Consider the following 14,464-nt stretch of genomic DNA (forward strand, 5'->3'; position numbering starts at 1 on the left):
GACTGTCATCGGTTTGCCAGAAAATCCGGGACCAACGTGTTAAAGAGCATCGGTTTTTCCAGATGCACCGCGTGTGCGCATCCGGGCACCACGGCAAGCTGCGCATCGAGTATGCCTTGCCACAGCTTTTCCGTCTGATCCCAAGGGTATGTTCGGTCGCCGTCCCCCCACAATACAAGCGTCTCGGAGCGGATCGCGCCAAGCGCCTCAGCCCCGGACCAATTTTGCATCGCATCCAGCCCCGCATCAAATGCGGCGGGGGCCGTTTGCTCTGCAATCCGGGCGCAGGCCTCGTATTCGGGCGCTGTCTCGCCGTCCAAAAACCAGGTTGCAGAAATACGCCTGGCCGTGGGTTTGACCCCGTCCCGGGCCGCGCGCTCCTTGCTCTGCGCGATGGTTTCAAAGCGGCCTGGCAGAATGCCGACGGCACCGGTGCTGTAAAGGATCAATCGGTCAATGCGATCCGGCGCCTGATGGGCCATCTGCTGCACGATCATGCCGCCCATGGAATGGCCCATCAGGTGAAACCGCGTCACCCCCAGGGTGTCGAGATGTGCCAGGACCCAATCAGCAAACCCCGGGATGCTGTCGATTGGAGGGGCGCTGTTGTTTTCGCCAAACCCCGGCAAATCAACGGCAATCAATGGACGGTCCCGCGCCAATCTGTCCTGCTGGAGATCCCATTGCGCGCTCCCACCCATGAAGCCATGGACGAGAACGAGCGGTGTCACTTGCGCTGACCCTGCACAATGCGATCCAGGATCATGGCGCAGAAGAGGATGGCGAACCCGGCAAGGATACCCTGACCGACATTGGCATATTGCAGCGCTTCCAGCACATCCTCGCCAAGGCCTTTCGCCCCGATCAGAGAAGCCACAACCACCATCGCCAGCGAGAGCATGATCGTCTGGTTGATCCCGGCGCGGATCGATGGGCTGGCCAGCGGTAGGTCCACCCGCGTCAGCAGATACCACTTGTTGGCGCCAAAGGAGATCGCTGCCTCACGCACGCTTTCAGGCACCCCGCGCAGGCCCAGCACCGTCAACCGGACCACCGGCGTGCCGCCGAAGATCATGGTGGTGACAACTGCGGCTGGTTTGCCGGTACCGAAAAACGCGATGACCGGGATCATGAAAACAAAGGCCGGCATCGTTTGCATGAAATCCATGATCGGCTGGATGAAGGAATAAAACCGCGGTCTGCGGGCGCAGAACATGCCCAGCGGAATGCCGATCAGGATCGACAAACATGCCGCGGTGCCCAGCAGCGCCAGAGTCGTCATCGCCTTTTCCCAGAAGCCCAGCAGCCCCATGTAGGACAGGAACGCCGCCGACCAGATCGCCATACGGATGCCCGCCGTCAACCAGGTCAACAGGATGATGAGGCTTGCCACGACGATCCAGGGGGTGCTGACGAATATCAGCTCCAGCGCATCCAGAATGACGCGGATGCCATGGGTGATGAAGTCAAAGAGCGCCTCGCCATTGGCCACGCAGAAGGCAAAGAACGCCTCCACCCAGGCGATGCTGGTCAGGCGGTATTCGGGGTTGGTCGGAAACTCGCTCAGCAGGGTAAAACGACCGGGCAGGCTGTAGTGCAGCATCGCGGCGAGCACGATCAATATCATGAAAATGGCGCTGAACACGATGTGTTGCAGCGGCAGCCCCGAGCGAATGGAGCGATCCGAAAGCCACTCTGAGAACCGCGCCTCCAATGCCCAATTGGCAACCGTCGCCTGCGCCAGTTTCGCCACGATCAGAATGCCCAGACCGGTCAGCGCGATCGAGACGCCCTGTTCCGCCAAGGCATCGGCCTCTGCACGGATGCCGCCGATCGCCCCTTGCAGGGATTCAACCGTGCGCTGGTAGACATCCACCTTGTCGGATCCGCTTTCGATGGCGGCCGCCAGCTGTTGTTGCCGCAGCTCCAGCGTGCCTTCGATGGAGGCAATACGCGCTCGCGCGTCGGCAGCCAGATCGCCGAAAAGCCCGCGCGCGATCTGCACAAAGGCCAGCGCCTCGATGATCAGAAACGGCAGCGCCCAGGACCATAGCCCGCGCGCGCCAAACCAGATCGGGCCAAAGAGCCCCGCCATGGCGTTGAAGGTGGCGGTGAACTTGGCACTGGCCCCGATCTTGTCGAACTGCGCGATATAGTAATCCGGGTTCGTGCGCACGAAGGTCTGGATGTTTTCCTTGCGTTCGGCGGCATAGGCGCGGGCCACTTCCGTGTCCGTCGCTTCAAGCGGGTTTTGCGTTGCGTCTTTCATGACATTTCCGTCCCTTCGACAACAGTGCGCAGGATATCGGCGCGTGAAATGACACCGATGTCCTTGCCTTGATCCTCCACCAGGATTGGGCTGTCGTGGTCAATTGCGAGGTTGATGAGGGTGCTGAGCGTTTCGCTCTCATTCACGCGCGGGGCGTCCGCGGCAATGGGCCCCGAAGTCTTTATGTAGGCGTCGACATTCTGCATGACCGCGTGAGCACGAACGACCTTCAGCCGCGATATGCCCGCCACGAAATCGGCGACATAATCGTCCGCCGGATGCATCACGATCTCTTCGGCCGTGCCGGTTTGAACCAGCCGACCATCGCGCATGATGGCGATGCGGTCTCCGATGCGGACGGCCTCATCCAGATCGTGGGTGATGAAGATCGTGGTCTTTTTCAGGATCTGCGACAGGCGGATGAATTCGTCCTGCAATTGCCGCCGGATCAGTGGATCGAGCGCGCTGAAGGGTTCATCCATCAACAACACATCCGGGTTCGCGGCCAGCGCGCGCGCCAGCCCCACCCGCTGTTGCATGCCGCCCGACAGCTCATGCGCGAATTTGGAGCCCCAGGCCCCCAGTTCCACAATGTCCAGAATGGCGGCGGCCTGCCGCATACGCTCATTCTTGCTGATCTGCCGGATTTCCAAGGGCATCGCCACATTATCGAGCACAGACCGGTGCGGCATCAGCGCAAAGTTCTGAAAGACCATGCCGATCTTGCGGTTGCGGAAAGACTGCAATTCGTTTGGGCCAAGCCCCATCACATCCGTTCCCTCGATCAGGATCTGACCGGCGGTCGGTTCCAGCAGCCGGTTGAAATGGCGCACCAAGGTGGATTTGCCGCTACCCGACAGCCCCATGATGCAGAAGATTTCGCCGCGGTTGACCGAGAGGCTCACATCCGCCACGCCGACGACCGAGTTGTGTTGCGCGAGCACTTGGGCCTTGTTCAGGCCTTCCTCACGGATCGCGCGCAACGCGGCTTGGGGGTGCGCGCCGAAAATTTTCCAGACATTGGAGATCTCAATAACGGTGTCATCGCTCATGGCGGTCCATCCATTGGCTGAGGTGTGTATGGGGACCGGGCGCCAGTGATCAGCGCCCGGTCAGATAAATCGCGTTAAGTGCGATCAGAGGCCAAGCCATGCATCGACGCGGTCGGGGTTTGCCTCAACCCACTCGCGCGCGACATCTGCCGGGTCACGTCCGTTGCCGCTGATTTCAAAGGCGAAATTGCTGACGTCGTCTGCGGTCAGCGAGAAACGCTCGAAGAATTCGGCAATGGCTGGCGAGCGGTCCGCCAGTGAATTCGACCAGGCAATCTGGACTTCTTTCAGGGCATCCTTGGAGGCGACTTTCGATTTTTCATACCAATCGGCATCATCCGAAGGTTGGATCATCACGTATTTGGCGGGGTCAAATGCGGGTTCGCTCAGCATCTCCACGTCGAACTGGTACCAGATCGCGTGCGGCTTGTAGCAATAGAACGCATAGCCCTCGCCCTTGGCGATGGAATCCTTCACGCGCGCTGTCTTGACGCTTTCCTCCGCACGGATGGGTTCAACGAAATCAAGCAGCCCATAGTCGCGCACTTTCACTTCGTTCACATTGGCAGAGGCCCAGCCGGGCGCCCCGATCCACATCTCGCCCTTGCCGTTGCCATCGCTGTCCATCATCGCCGCGACGTCCGGACGGCCCAGATCGGCGATATCCGTAATGCTGTTGGCTTCGGCAAAGTCCTGAGACACGCAGAAGCCCTGATTGCCCTCATAGGGGTTGGACGACAGGGTAACGGTGCCCGCTTCATCCACATATTTCTTGGTGAAGCTTTCCTGATTGGGCAGCCAGACATCCGGGTGCACGTCGATGTCGCCTTTGCCCTGATCCATCGCCTGGAAAATTGTCGCGTTGTTGCCGGGCACCATTTCCGCGGTGCCGCCGATGCGCATTTCCACGACGGCGGCCAGCAGATGCGCGATGGCCTGGGCGCCTGTCCAGGATGGGACGCCGATCTTGACTTCTTCGGCAGCAAAAGCAGGCGTGCCCATGAGCGTGATCGCCGTCGTTGCCGATATGAGTGTCTTTTTCAATGACATTTAGGTCTCCTTGTTGGTGTTTTTTGTATTTTTGTTAGTCGGTGTAGCCGGGCAAGTCGAAGGTGTCGGGATAGCCGAACAGCGCCGCACTGCCGCCAGTATGCAAGAAAACGACGTTTTCCATATGTCCAAAATGGCCTTTGCGAATGAGATCAATAAGGCCATCCAATCCTTTTCCCGAGTAAACTGGATCGAAAAGCAGCCCCTCGGTTTGGGCAAGCAGCTTGACTGCGCGCTTCATACCCTCCGTCGGCATGCCGTAGCCGGGACCGACGTAATCGCAATTGGCGCGCACTGCGGCGCGGTCGATTTGCAACCCGGTGCCCAGGTAATCTGCTGTATGCTGGGCAAGATCATAGACCATTTGCTCCTGCTTGTCTTGCGGTGCCCGCACGCCAATACCCAAGAGGTGGATGTCGCTGCGGATTGCCGCAAGGCCGGTGACCAGGCCCGCCTGCGTGCCGGAGCTGCCTGTTGCATGCACCAGTCCGTCGACTTTCAGTCCGATGTTTGCGGCTTGCTCAGCAAGCTCGCGCGCGCAATTGACATAGCCCAAGGCGCCGATGGGGTTGGAACCCCCACCCGGAATGACATAAGGCGTATGCCCGTTTGACAGCAGCTCTTCTGCAAGACGCTGCATCTCGGCATTCATATCCGTGCCCCCGGCGCGTTTGGACACGGTGGCGCCATGCAGACGGTCCATCAGGACATTGCCGTTCAGGATGTAGCTTGGGTCGTTGGATCCAGTACGGTCCTCCAGAAGAATACGGCAGGTCATGCCCAGTTTCGCCGCAGCGGCCGCCGTTTGGCGGGCGTGATTTGACTGGGTCGCGCCCTGGGTGATGATGGTATCCGCCCCTTGCGCCTGCGCATCGGCCATCAGGTATTCAAGTTTGCGGGTCTTGTTCCCGCCCGAGGACAGGCCGGTGCAATCGTCGCGCTTGACCCAGAGGCGCGGGCCGCCAAGGGCTTCGCTCAAACGATCCATCGGTTCCAGCGGCGTCGGCAAATGGCCAAGCCGGACCTTGGGAAACCGCGCCAGCGCAATGGAGAGATCCTTGCACAGGCTGACCGTCAATTCTGCACTCTGTTCGTCACGAACCTCTGTCATCAAATTATTTTCTGTCACGATACCGCCATCCTCCACATGATTCAGGCAAAGCTTGCCAAATGCTGAGCCTTAAAAATAATGCTTTCTGATTGGTCTGCTCATACATATTGTATGGGTGAAAGAGGTGATGCGATGGACCTGAACTGGTTGGACGACGTTCTGGTGCTGTTGGAAGAAGGCAACATGAGCCGCGCAGCATCGCGGCGTCACATCACACAGCCCGCATTTTCAAGGCGTATTCGCGGCTTTGAAGGGTGGTTGGGCACGGATGTGTTGCAGCGCGGCGCCAATTCGGTCGATATCAGCCCGGCCCTGCGCGCCAATGAGGTCGAGATCCGCGCTCTGGCCGCCAGAATCCGCGATCTGCGCAGCAAGATTGCGCATTTTGACCCCGCAGGCTCGACCGTATCGCTGGCGGCGCAGCACGCGCCTGTCTTCTCGACCTTTCCGGATATGGCGGTGCACGCGAAGCGGCGGTTCCCGGCGTTGAAATTTCGGCTGAGACCGGGAAACCTGCGTGATTGTGTGACCATGTTTCTGCGCGGCGATGCCAATATGCTGCTCTGTTACGAATCCGAAAGTGCCGGTCCCTTGCCCTTTGGCGACAGCATTCGGCGGGTGATCTGGGGCAATGATTATCTGATCCCGGTTGTTGGTGGCGCGTTGCGATATGCCGTCAAGCACGACGGCACGCTGGCGGCCAATACCCCCGCAATTGTCTACCCCGAAAACAGCTATTTCGGCGAGGTTTTGAACAAATCGGAACGGGCTTTTGCCACGCAGGCGCTGTCAGAGAACCCATTTTGCGAAACGGCGTTTTCCAGCGGCATCAAGGAGTTGGTTCTGAATGGCTTGGGGGTGGGATGGCTGCCGTTTTCCATGGTGTACAAGGAAGTCGAAAGCGGTGAAGTGATTTCGCTGGCCAACCATCTGGGAAAAGAGCAGTTGAAGATTGCGCTTTATGCAGATGTTCGGGACGAGATTGCCGTCTCGTTGCTGGATGTCTGGAATGCAGCGCATCGCTGACCGGCAGCCGTTGCCTTCACCCGAAAAGTCAGAACCACACGCCTGAACGTTGCGAGAGTTAAGAGCAGACCACCTCGATCAGCGATGGCCCATCGCTGTCCAGTCCCGCCTGTAGCGCGGCCGCAAAGGCCTCCGCCGTTTCCGGCCGTGTGGCGGGCACGCCATGACCCCGCGCCAGCGAGACCCAATCAAGCGTTGGGTTTTCCACATCAAACATGGCCTGTGCATTTTGCCCATAGGTTTCCACCCCTACGTTCGTGAGCTCATTGCGCAGGATCTGATAGCCACGATTGGCAAAAACCACCACGGTTACGTCGAGGTTCTCGCGCGCCATGGTCCACAAGGATTGCAGCGTATACATCGCCGACCCGTCGCCGGTCAGCGCAATGACCTTCCGGTCCGGGCAGGCGATGGCGGCACCGGTTGCGCAGGGCAGGCAAAGACCGATCGCACCGCCTGTGCCGCTGAGCACGTCATGCGGGCGCGCTGTCGCCGTGGGGGGCATGACTTTGAACCCGGAGGTCACAGATTCGTTGCACACAATTGCGTTTTCAGGAATCAGTGCTGCCAGAACCTGGCCGACCTTCTCGAGTGTGAGTTGCCCCGCAGGCAGGGTGGGCAGATCCAGTTCGTAGGTTTCTGTAGCGGTGCTGTCCGACACGCCCACCGCGTCGGCGAGGGCTTGCAACGTCCAGCCAATGTCCATGGTCGGGGTGCAGAGGTCCGCAATGGTACATTCAGCCGGTTCCGGCACGCTGGGTTTGCCGGGGTAGGCGAAGAAGGCGACGGGACGGTTGGTTCCGACCAGCGTGATTGATGACGTCCCCACAAGCTGCGCCACCTTTGGGTCGACCGGGTAGACCAGTTGATCGATTTTCGCGGTGCCCGCCCCTTTGGAAATGCGTGGGATCAGGGTGTCGACCATCAATCGGCATCCGGTTTTTTCAGCAATCCGGCCAGCAAGCTGTCGCAATGTGCCAAAGAGCGCTGGGCCGCCAATCATAAGCGCCGCGGCATCGGTGCGCAAACGCTGCGCTGCTGCCTCAATGTCTGCCTCGGACGGGCGGTGCAACGTCTGTGGCGGCAGGCTGGTCGCAGGCGCTTTCGCCGGATCCCACGCCGTATTTGCGGGCAGAACAAGGGTTGCGATCTGGCCGTTCATTGCGCGGGCAGCCCGGAGCGCCTCGGCCCCATCCTGTGCCACGCTTCCCGCATCCGGGGAGACGCGCGTCCAGTGGCTGATGGCTTGGCTGATGCCAATAATGTCGCCTTTGAGCGGGCTTTCGTACCGCAGATGATGGGTGGCGTGATCGCCCACGATGTTGAGTACGCCGGACCCCGCCTTGCGCGCGTTGTGAAGATTGGCAAAAGCGTTGCCAAATCCCGGCGCAAGGTGCAGCAGCGTGCCCGCCACATCGCGTTTCATCCGGAAGTATCCGTCCGCCGCGCCCGTCGTGCCCCCTTCGAAGAGGCATAAGACACAGTTCATTTCTGGATGTGTGTCCAAAGCGGCAACAAAGTGCATCTCGGAGGTGCCGGGGTTTGCAAATACGGTGTCGATGCCGTTTTGCAAAAGCGTTTTGACGAGTGATTCCGCACCGTTCATACCTGCCCCCGATGTTTGTATGTCGGGGCACCCTAGGTGAGTTTTCGCAGGGGCGTAAGCGGTTTGTCAGCCAGCAACAGGCGTTTGCAGCTCAGGGATTACAGCGCGAGGTCCTGAATGAGCGCCTCTTTGGAGTAATCCGATTTTGCGCTGCGCCGCTTCACCCGGCCACGTTCCAGGATGATGAAATGATCCCCCAGCGCATAGGCGAAATCGGCGTTCTGTTCGACCAGAACAATTGCCATCTGCCGGTCGGCGCGCAGTTGGCGCAGGGCATCCCCAATCTGTTCGATGACATTGGGCTGGATGCCTTCGGTAGGCTCATCCAGCAAAAGCACCCTGGGCCGCATGATCAGCGCGCGCGCGATGGCCAATTGCTGTTGTTGTCCGCCGGACAAATCCCCTCCCCGGCGTGCCTGCATATCGCGCAGCACCGGGAATAGATCGAACACGGTGTCCGGCACTTCGTGCTCTGCCTTGGGCAGGCAGGCGAAGCCGGTCTGCAGGTTCTCCAGAACACTCATCATCGGGAAGACCTCCCGCCCCTGCGGCACATAGGCAATGCCAGCCCGCGCGGCGATCACCGCCGGGATTTTCTGCCAGGTATCATCGCCGATGGAAATCGTACCGCTGGAGGCGGCGTGCCGACCGGCGATGGCCTTGAGCAGGCTGGTTTTGCCCACCCCGTTGTTGCCCATCAGCGCGGTGATCTCGCCGCGCGGCGCTTCAAGGGAGATATCATAGAGGATCTGGCTCTGCCCGTAATGCAGATCGAGGGCTTCTACCTTAAGCATGACCGCGCCCCAGATAAACGTCGATGACGGTTTGGTTGGATGTCACATGGTCCAGGCTACCCTCGGCCAGCACCGCGCCCTCGTGCAGCACCGTGACCTTGCAATCGAGACGCCGCACGAACTCCATGTCATGTTCGACGACCACAACGGCGCGTGTTTCCGCCGCTTTCTTCAGGATATCGGTGGTCTTTTCGCGCTCCTCGACCGTCATGCCAGCTGCCGGTTCATCTACCAGCAGCAGGCGCGGGTCCTGGGCCAATAACATCCCGATCTCCAGCCATTGTTTTTGCCCATGGCTCAGCTCCCCGGCGACGCGCGTAAGGCTGTCCAGCAGGCCAATTTCATCGGCAATCTTCTCAATCCGTTCGGCATTTCGAGCGGTTTTCTTGTGCATCAAAACGGCAAAGGGACTGCGCGGGTTCTTGAGCGCCATTGCCAGGTTCTGTCGCACGGTTTGCGCCTCAAAGACCGTGGGTTTCTGGAATTTGCGTCCGATGCCTTCGGTTGCAATCTCGCTCTCCGAAAGCCCCAGCAGGGAGATGTTCCGCTCCCCCCAGATCACATGGCCTGTGTCCGGTCTGGTCTTGCCGGTGACGATGTCCATGAAGGTGGTCTTGCCCGCGCCATTGGGGCCGATGATCGCGCGCAACTCAGCCTCGGCAAAGTTGATCGACAGGTTGTTGATGGCGCGAAACCCGTCAAAGGTAACCGTCACGCCTGAAACCTCCAGCAGCATGCTCATGACGGTTTCCTGACCAGATAGTCAAAGAGACCACCGATCCCTTTCGGGAAGAATAATGTTACGGCAACAAAGGAAAGACCCAGCAGCACCAGCCACCAGTCCGTCCATTGAATGGTGTAGAATCCAAGGTTGATGTCCGGCGCGCCGCCGCCCGTAAACCAGCTGGAGAGCAGGGAGACAAAGGCCGCGCCGATCACCGCACCATAGAGCCGCCCGCGCCCGCCGATGGCGACCCAGACCGCAAGATAGATCGAGGTGATGGGGGCGATCTCGCCCGGATTGATGATGCCCGCCTGCGGATAGTAAAGCGCGCCAGCAATGCCGGAAATGATTGCGGTGATGGTGAAAATGAAGAGCTTGTAGCTTTCGACGTGGTAGCCGAGGAAGCGCACGCGCGCCTCATTGTCGCGGATGCCTTTCACGACGCTGCCCATCTTGCCGGAGATCACCCAGGCGAAAAAGACATAGCCCAAGCCCAGGGCGAGGGCGGAGACCAGAAAGAAGACGATGGAAATCGTCGCTTGCGGGGTCGCTTCAAATCCGGGGATGTTTTGCAGACCCGAGAGGCCGTTGTTGCCGCGCAGCCCGCTGTCGTTCTGGAAGAGATAGAGCGACAGCGCCAGCGTCATCGCCTGCGTGAGGATCGACAGATACACGCCGGTGACGCGCGAGCGGAATGCCAGCCAGCCAAAGACCAGCGCCAGCAGCCCGGGGATCAGAACCACCATCGCGAGCTGCAAAAAGAGGTTGTCGGCAAAGGTCCAGATCAGCGGGAAGTCGGAGCTGCCGACAACGCCGAAAATCTGATTGCCGATGGCGTCGGAGATTTCCTGCGGCGTGGGCGGGATCACCTGACCTGACAGGCTGTCCAGCACAATGCCTTCGGTACGGGCGTACATAAGCCACATGCCGACCGCGTAGCCGCCGATGCCGAAGAAGGCAAAATGCCCCAGCGACAGGATCCCGCAATAGCCCCAGACCACATCCATCGCGATGGCGATGAGGCACAGGCAGAGCGTTTTGCCGAGCGTTTTGACAAAGGAGGTGGAAATGACCCCCACACCCGTGGCCTCCGAGAGCAGCGTTACGGCAAGCGTGAAGAGGCCGAGGGCAGCGAGGAACCACAGGACAGAAGGGTTTTGGGCGATGAAGGATTTGTTCATGGGTCAGTCCGCCGCCGCGCGGCCCTTGGGGGCGACGATGCCCTTTGGCCGGAATTGGATGAAAAGGATGATAAAAAGGATCATGTAGGTCTGTGCCGCCAGCGTATTCGACGGGTTCAACCATTCGATGCCCTTTTGAAGAAAGCCGATCATCGAGGCCCCCGCCAGCGTGCCCCAGACGTTGCCGACCCCGCCCACGACCACGGTCATAAAGCTTTGCACGATGTATTCAGATCCCATCTCAGAGGTGACCTTGGCGTAGAGCCCAATGGCAACACCGGCGATCCCGGCGATGCCGGAGCCAAGGCCGAAGGTCAGCATGTTGATGCGGTCGGGGTTGATCCCCATCGAGGCCGCCATGCCGGGGTTTTGCGTCACCGCGCGTACTTCCAGACCCAGCCGTGTGCGTTTCAGCACGAAAAGGATCAGCGCCAGGAAGATCAGCGCCAGCACGAAGATCGCGATGCGGATGTAGCTGATCTGGATCACATCGGACATGACCCAGGCGCCATCAAGCCAGTCGGGCGACGTGAGCGGGCGCGCCTGCGTGCCAAAGATGTTCTTGGCCAATTGCTGCAACGCGATGGAGATGCCGAAAGTGGCGAGCAATGTTTCCAGCGGGCGATGGTAAAGGTGGCGAATGACCAGCCGCTCCATCGTGACACCGGCGCCGAAGGTCACGGCGAAGGCCAGCGGCAGGGCGATCAGGATGGAGATCGTGTAGTCCGGCACAAAGAGCTGCACCACATAGCCGGTATAGGCGCCCATCATGATGAATTCGCCATGGGCCATGTTGATCACGCCCATCACGCCGAAGGTGATGGCCAGACCGATGGCGGCGAGGAAATAGATCGAGGCCAGCGACAGCCCGTCCAGCGCCAGGTCAGCGGTCTGTGCTATGGCAACACGCTGTTCCACCGACGCCAAAGCGGTCGCGGCCGCATCCGTGATTGCCGGATCCTCCTCATCATAGAGCTCGTAAAAGACATATGCGCCGACCGTGTATTCACGGGTGTCTTCTGTAACCAGGGGCGGCGCGAGACCCTCGCGGGCCAGCGCGGCATAGGCACGGTAGCGCGCGGTTTCGGTGTTCAGCTGTGCGAGTGGCACGCCACCCACCGTGCCCCCGTCGATATTGGCCTCAAGCACCGCGCGGATCATCGCGGGTGTTGTTTCCGCCGGGGCAAGCCCTGATTCGACCAGTTGCGGGTAAAACGCATCTGGCGCCTGCGATGGGTCGAGTATCCGTGCAAGATTGCCCTCTGGTTCAGATGCCGAAACGCCGGATTTCACGGTAAGGATCTGGTTCAGCACGCTGCGCGCCTCGACGCTGGTGTCGTTGGACAGGCTTTCAATGGCGACAATGCGGTCCTGCGGGGTTTCTCCGAAGCGGGCGGTCAGAAAATTCGCAAGCTGGGTCTTGCGGGCTTTCAATGCGGGATCGGGTTCGTCTTCGATCGAGGCAACCAGAGGCGCGAGCTGGGCTGCGTCCGGACGCCGCGCAATCGAGACAACCGCAGCCTCGCGGCGTGTCAGATCCGGGTCTGAGAGTTGGAACTGCACCAATGCAGTGCCAATCACACGGCGCACCCCGCCGTTGGGTTTCAACTGCTTGAACCCGGATTTGGGGGCCGATGTCTCCACTCCGGTGTCGATATCTGTCAGAGACAGATCATCACCGTCTGCGGTGGCAATGAAAAAGACACCGTCCACGCGTTGCCAGACGTTTTTTGCGGACCATTCCTCAAGAAACACAGGCACTTGCGGCAGTCCGGAGGCCACAAGATCCTCAAGCACGACGCCGACGCTTTTGCGCGAGGGTTTGGCAACTTCATCCGCGTGCACCTGCAGAATTTGCTGCAATTCCTGCGCATGGCCGGAGAAAGCGCTGCCACAACACAAGGCAATGGCGATGAGGATGCGGCGCATAGGTCAGTCTTCCGGCAGGGTATTTCGTGGGGTCAGGGGGGCCGCCATTTACAGGCAGCCCCGCGGGACTTCTTAGTAGTTGGAGGTCAACTGGACGCAGGTCTTGGTCTCGATATTATACATGCCGCACCCAAGGTCTTTCCAATCAGACGTCAGCACTTTCGACGCTGGCAGGAAGTCGGTCCAGGCATCACCGGGGACTTCCTTGGTTTGCGAGATGATGTCGAACTGACCATCTGCCGTGATCTCACCAATCAACACAGGTTTGGCGAGGTGATGGTTCGGCAGCATTACAGCCGTGCCCCCGGTCAGGTTGGGGAATTCCTGGCCATACATGGCCGTCCGTACCGCATCGACCTCGGTTGTGCCCGCGCTCGTGACCGCGTTCACCCACATGTTGAAGCCGATGTAATGGGCTTCCATCGGGTCATTGGTCACACGCTCTTCTCCAGCGAAATCCTTCCAGGCGGAGATGAATTCGGCATTTGCATCCGTTTCAGCCGATTGGAAGTAATTCCACGCGGCAAGGTGGCCCACAAGGTTTGAGGTGTCGAGGCCTGAAAGCTCTTCTTCCCCCACGGAGAAGGCAACAACCGGAATGTCATCCGCCGATACGCCTGCGGCGGCCAGTTCCTTGTAGAACCCGATGTTGGCGTCGCCGTTGATGGTGGAGATCACACCAACCTGCTTGCCGTCCTCACCCAGAGCCACCACATCGGCCACGATTGTCGCCCAGTCAGAGTGGCCAAAGGGCGTGTAGTTGACGAAGATATCGTCGGTGGCAATGCCGTTATCCTGCAGATATTGCTCCAGAATATTGTTGGTCGTACGTGGATAAACGTAATCCGTGCCCAACAGCGCAAACTTCTCAACACCAAGCTCTTCGAGGAAGTAATCCACCGCGGGGATCGCCTGCTGGTTGGGGGCCGCGCCTGTGTAGAAAACATTCTTGGAGCTTTCTTCACCCTCATATTGCACCGGGTAGAAAAGCAGACCGTTCAGTTCTTCGATCACCGGCAACACGGATTTGCGGCTGACGCTTGTCCAATTGCCAAAAATCACGTCGACCTCGTGCACGGTCAGAAGCTCACGGGCTTTTTCCGCAAAAAGCGGCCAGTCGGAGGCGGGATCCACAACAACGGCTTCGATTTCGCAGCCCAGAACGCCGCCCGCTGCGTTTTGCTTCTCGATGAGCATCAGCATGGTGTCTTTGAGCGTGGTTTCGGAAATTGCCATCGTCCCCGAAAGGGAGTGCAGCACGCCAACCTTGATCGGGTCTGCGCATTCGGCAAACGCCATGGTGGTGGTGCCCATCAAAGTGGCAGCAATGAGAGCAGTTCGTTTCAGCTTTTGAGCCATAGATTTATCGTCCCTGTTGTCGCTGCGGGAAGAGCGAAGGCCGCGAGCAGCGCTTCCTTCAACGGCCCAACAGGTGTAGTCAGGACCCGCAACAGTGATGTTGTAGTCGCGTGGAGGGAGGTATCTGCCAAGATAGCCCACCACGCGGCGTCTCTGCCCCAGAGGGCACGAGATACTTCGGCGTATGTACTGTCGATATGCCAGCCACCTGCGGATTTTGGCGCCATAATCAGATCGGGTTGATTGTCAGGTGATTGAAAAAGCGGCAGTCGCTCAAAAATTAGCCGATTTGAGTCTGGCGCATTATGTTGAAAATTCGGACTAACACTGCATCGGACGTAATCACGGCCCGATTTTGAAGTG

Annotated in this window: 12 protein-coding genes; 1 reads left to right on the top strand and 11 read right to left on the bottom strand. The window is 59.5% G+C overall.

Going from position 1 to position 14,464, the window contains the following annotated elements:
* Positions 1-5: 5 nt before the first annotated feature.
* From Q1A20_RS22710 to Q1A20_RS22730, 5 genes are all read right to left on the bottom strand, one after another.
* On the bottom strand, positions 6-731 hold the full coding sequence (locus Q1A20_RS22710) for an alpha/beta fold hydrolase (RefSeq protein ID WP_299410499.1): 726 nt from the start codon (positions 729-731) through the stop codon (positions 6-8).
* Positions 728-2,269: a proline/glycine betaine ABC transporter permease gene (locus Q1A20_RS22715; RefSeq protein ID WP_299410501.1), complete on the bottom strand. Its 1,542-nt coding sequence runs from the start codon at positions 2,267-2,269 to the stop codon at positions 728-730. Before Q1A20_RS22715 ends, Q1A20_RS22710 begins: the two co-directional genes overlap by 4 nt.
* Positions 2,266-3,321 carry a glycine betaine/L-proline ABC transporter ATP-binding protein gene (locus Q1A20_RS22720; RefSeq protein WP_298976843.1) on the bottom strand — a complete coding sequence of 352 codons (1,056 nt, stop codon included), beginning with the start codon at positions 3,319-3,321 and terminating at the stop codon, positions 2,266-2,268. The genes Q1A20_RS22715 and Q1A20_RS22720 overlap by 4 nt, the downstream gene beginning before the upstream one ends.
* Before the next feature lie 84 nt (positions 3,322-3,405).
* The gene (locus Q1A20_RS22725) at positions 3,406-4,371 is read right to left on the bottom strand and encodes a glycine betaine ABC transporter substrate-binding protein (RefSeq protein WP_299918893.1); all 966 of its coding nucleotides are present in this window, start codon (positions 4,369-4,371) and stop codon (positions 3,406-3,408) included.
* A 34-nt stretch (positions 4,372-4,405) separates the two neighbouring features.
* On the bottom strand, positions 4,406-5,482 hold the full coding sequence (locus Q1A20_RS22730; protein ID WP_299918896.1) for a D-cysteine desulfhydrase: 1,077 nt from the start codon (positions 5,480-5,482) through the stop codon (positions 4,406-4,408).
* 132 nt (positions 5,483-5,614) lie between these two features.
* On the opposite strand from Q1A20_RS22730, the gene Q1A20_RS22735 reads away from it, so the two are divergent.
* Positions 5,615-6,508 carry a LysR substrate-binding domain-containing protein gene (locus Q1A20_RS22735; protein WP_299410504.1) on the top strand — a complete coding sequence of 298 codons (894 nt, stop codon included), beginning with the start codon at positions 5,615-5,617 and terminating at the stop codon, positions 6,506-6,508.
* Between the two features lie 58 nt (positions 6,509-6,566).
* Here the strand turns inward: Q1A20_RS22735 and Q1A20_RS22740 are convergent, their stop codons facing one another.
* From Q1A20_RS22740 to urtA, 6 genes are all read right to left on the bottom strand, one after another.
* Entirely contained in the window at positions 6,567-8,114 is a 1,548-nt protein-coding gene (locus Q1A20_RS22740; protein ID WP_299918899.1) for an acetolactate synthase large subunit, read from the bottom strand.
* Positions 8,115-8,212: 98 nt separating this feature from the next.
* On the bottom strand, positions 8,213-8,908 hold the full coding sequence (gene urtE, locus Q1A20_RS22745) for an urea ABC transporter ATP-binding subunit UrtE (RefSeq protein WP_299410507.1): 696 nt from the start codon (positions 8,906-8,908) through the stop codon (positions 8,213-8,215).
* Positions 8,901-9,650, bottom strand: coding sequence for an urea ABC transporter ATP-binding protein UrtD (gene urtD, locus Q1A20_RS22750; RefSeq protein WP_299410509.1), 750 nt, complete (start codon positions 9,648-9,650; stop codon positions 8,901-8,903). The genes urtE and urtD overlap by 8 nt, the downstream gene beginning before the upstream one ends.
* The gene (gene urtC / locus Q1A20_RS22755; protein ID WP_299410511.1) at positions 9,647-10,813 is read right to left on the bottom strand and encodes an urea ABC transporter permease subunit UrtC; all 1,167 of its coding nucleotides are present in this window, start codon (positions 10,811-10,813) and stop codon (positions 9,647-9,649) included. The genes urtD and urtC overlap by 4 nt, the downstream gene beginning before the upstream one ends.
* A 3-nt stretch (positions 10,814-10,816) precedes the next feature.
* Entirely contained in the window at positions 10,817-12,742 is a 1,926-nt protein-coding gene (urtB, locus tag Q1A20_RS22760; RefSeq protein ID WP_299410512.1) for an urea ABC transporter permease subunit UrtB, read from the bottom strand.
* A 72-nt stretch (positions 12,743-12,814) separates the two neighbouring features.
* A complete protein-coding gene (gene urtA / locus Q1A20_RS22765; protein ID WP_299918903.1) occupies positions 12,815-14,101 on the bottom strand; it encodes an urea ABC transporter substrate-binding protein in 1,287 nt (428 codons plus the stop codon).
* Between the last annotated feature and the right edge of the window lie 363 nt (positions 14,102-14,464).

Source organism: uncultured Roseobacter sp., from assembly GCF_947501835.1.
Classification (GTDB): domain Bacteria; phylum Pseudomonadota; class Alphaproteobacteria; order Rhodobacterales; family Rhodobacteraceae; genus Roseobacter.

Excerpts from the sequence above, each read along its gene's own strand:
- Q1A20_RS22715 (WP_299410501.1), bottom strand. The coding sequence starts at position 2,269 with ATGAAAGACGCAACGCAAAACCCGCTTGAAGCGACGGACACGGAAGTG.
- Q1A20_RS22720 (WP_298976843.1), bottom strand. The coding sequence starts at position 3,321 with ATGAGCGATGACACCGTTATTGAGATCTCCAATGTCTGGAAAATTTTC.
- Q1A20_RS22725 (WP_299918893.1), bottom strand. The coding sequence starts at position 4,371 with ATGTCATTGAAAAAGACACTCATATCGGCAACGACGGCGATCACGCTC.
- Q1A20_RS22730 (WP_299918896.1), bottom strand. The coding sequence starts at position 5,482 with ATGACAGAGGTTCGTGACGAACAGAGTGCAGAATTGACGGTCAGCCTG.
- Q1A20_RS22735 (WP_299410504.1), top strand. The coding sequence starts at position 5,615 with ATGGACCTGAACTGGTTGGACGACGTTCTGGTGCTGTTGGAAGAAGGC.
- Q1A20_RS22740 (WP_299918899.1), bottom strand. The coding sequence starts at position 8,114 with ATGAACGGTGCGGAATCACTCGTCAAAACGCTTTTGCAAAACGGCATC.
- urtE (WP_299410507.1), bottom strand. The coding sequence starts at position 8,908 with ATGCTTAAGGTAGAAGCCCTCGATCTGCATTACGGGCAGAGCCAGATC.
- urtD (WP_299410509.1), bottom strand. The coding sequence starts at position 9,650 with ATGAGCATGCTGCTGGAGGTTTCAGGCGTGACGGTTACCTTTGACGGG.
- urtC (WP_299410511.1), bottom strand. The coding sequence starts at position 10,813 with ATGAACAAATCCTTCATCGCCCAAAACCCTTCTGTCCTGTGGTTCCTC.
- urtB (WP_299410512.1), bottom strand. The coding sequence starts at position 12,742 with ATGCGCCGCATCCTCATCGCCATTGCCTTGTGTTGTGGCAGCGCTTTC.
- urtA (WP_299918903.1), bottom strand. The coding sequence starts at position 14,101 with ATGGCTCAAAAGCTGAAACGAACTGCTCTCATTGCTGCCACTTTGATG.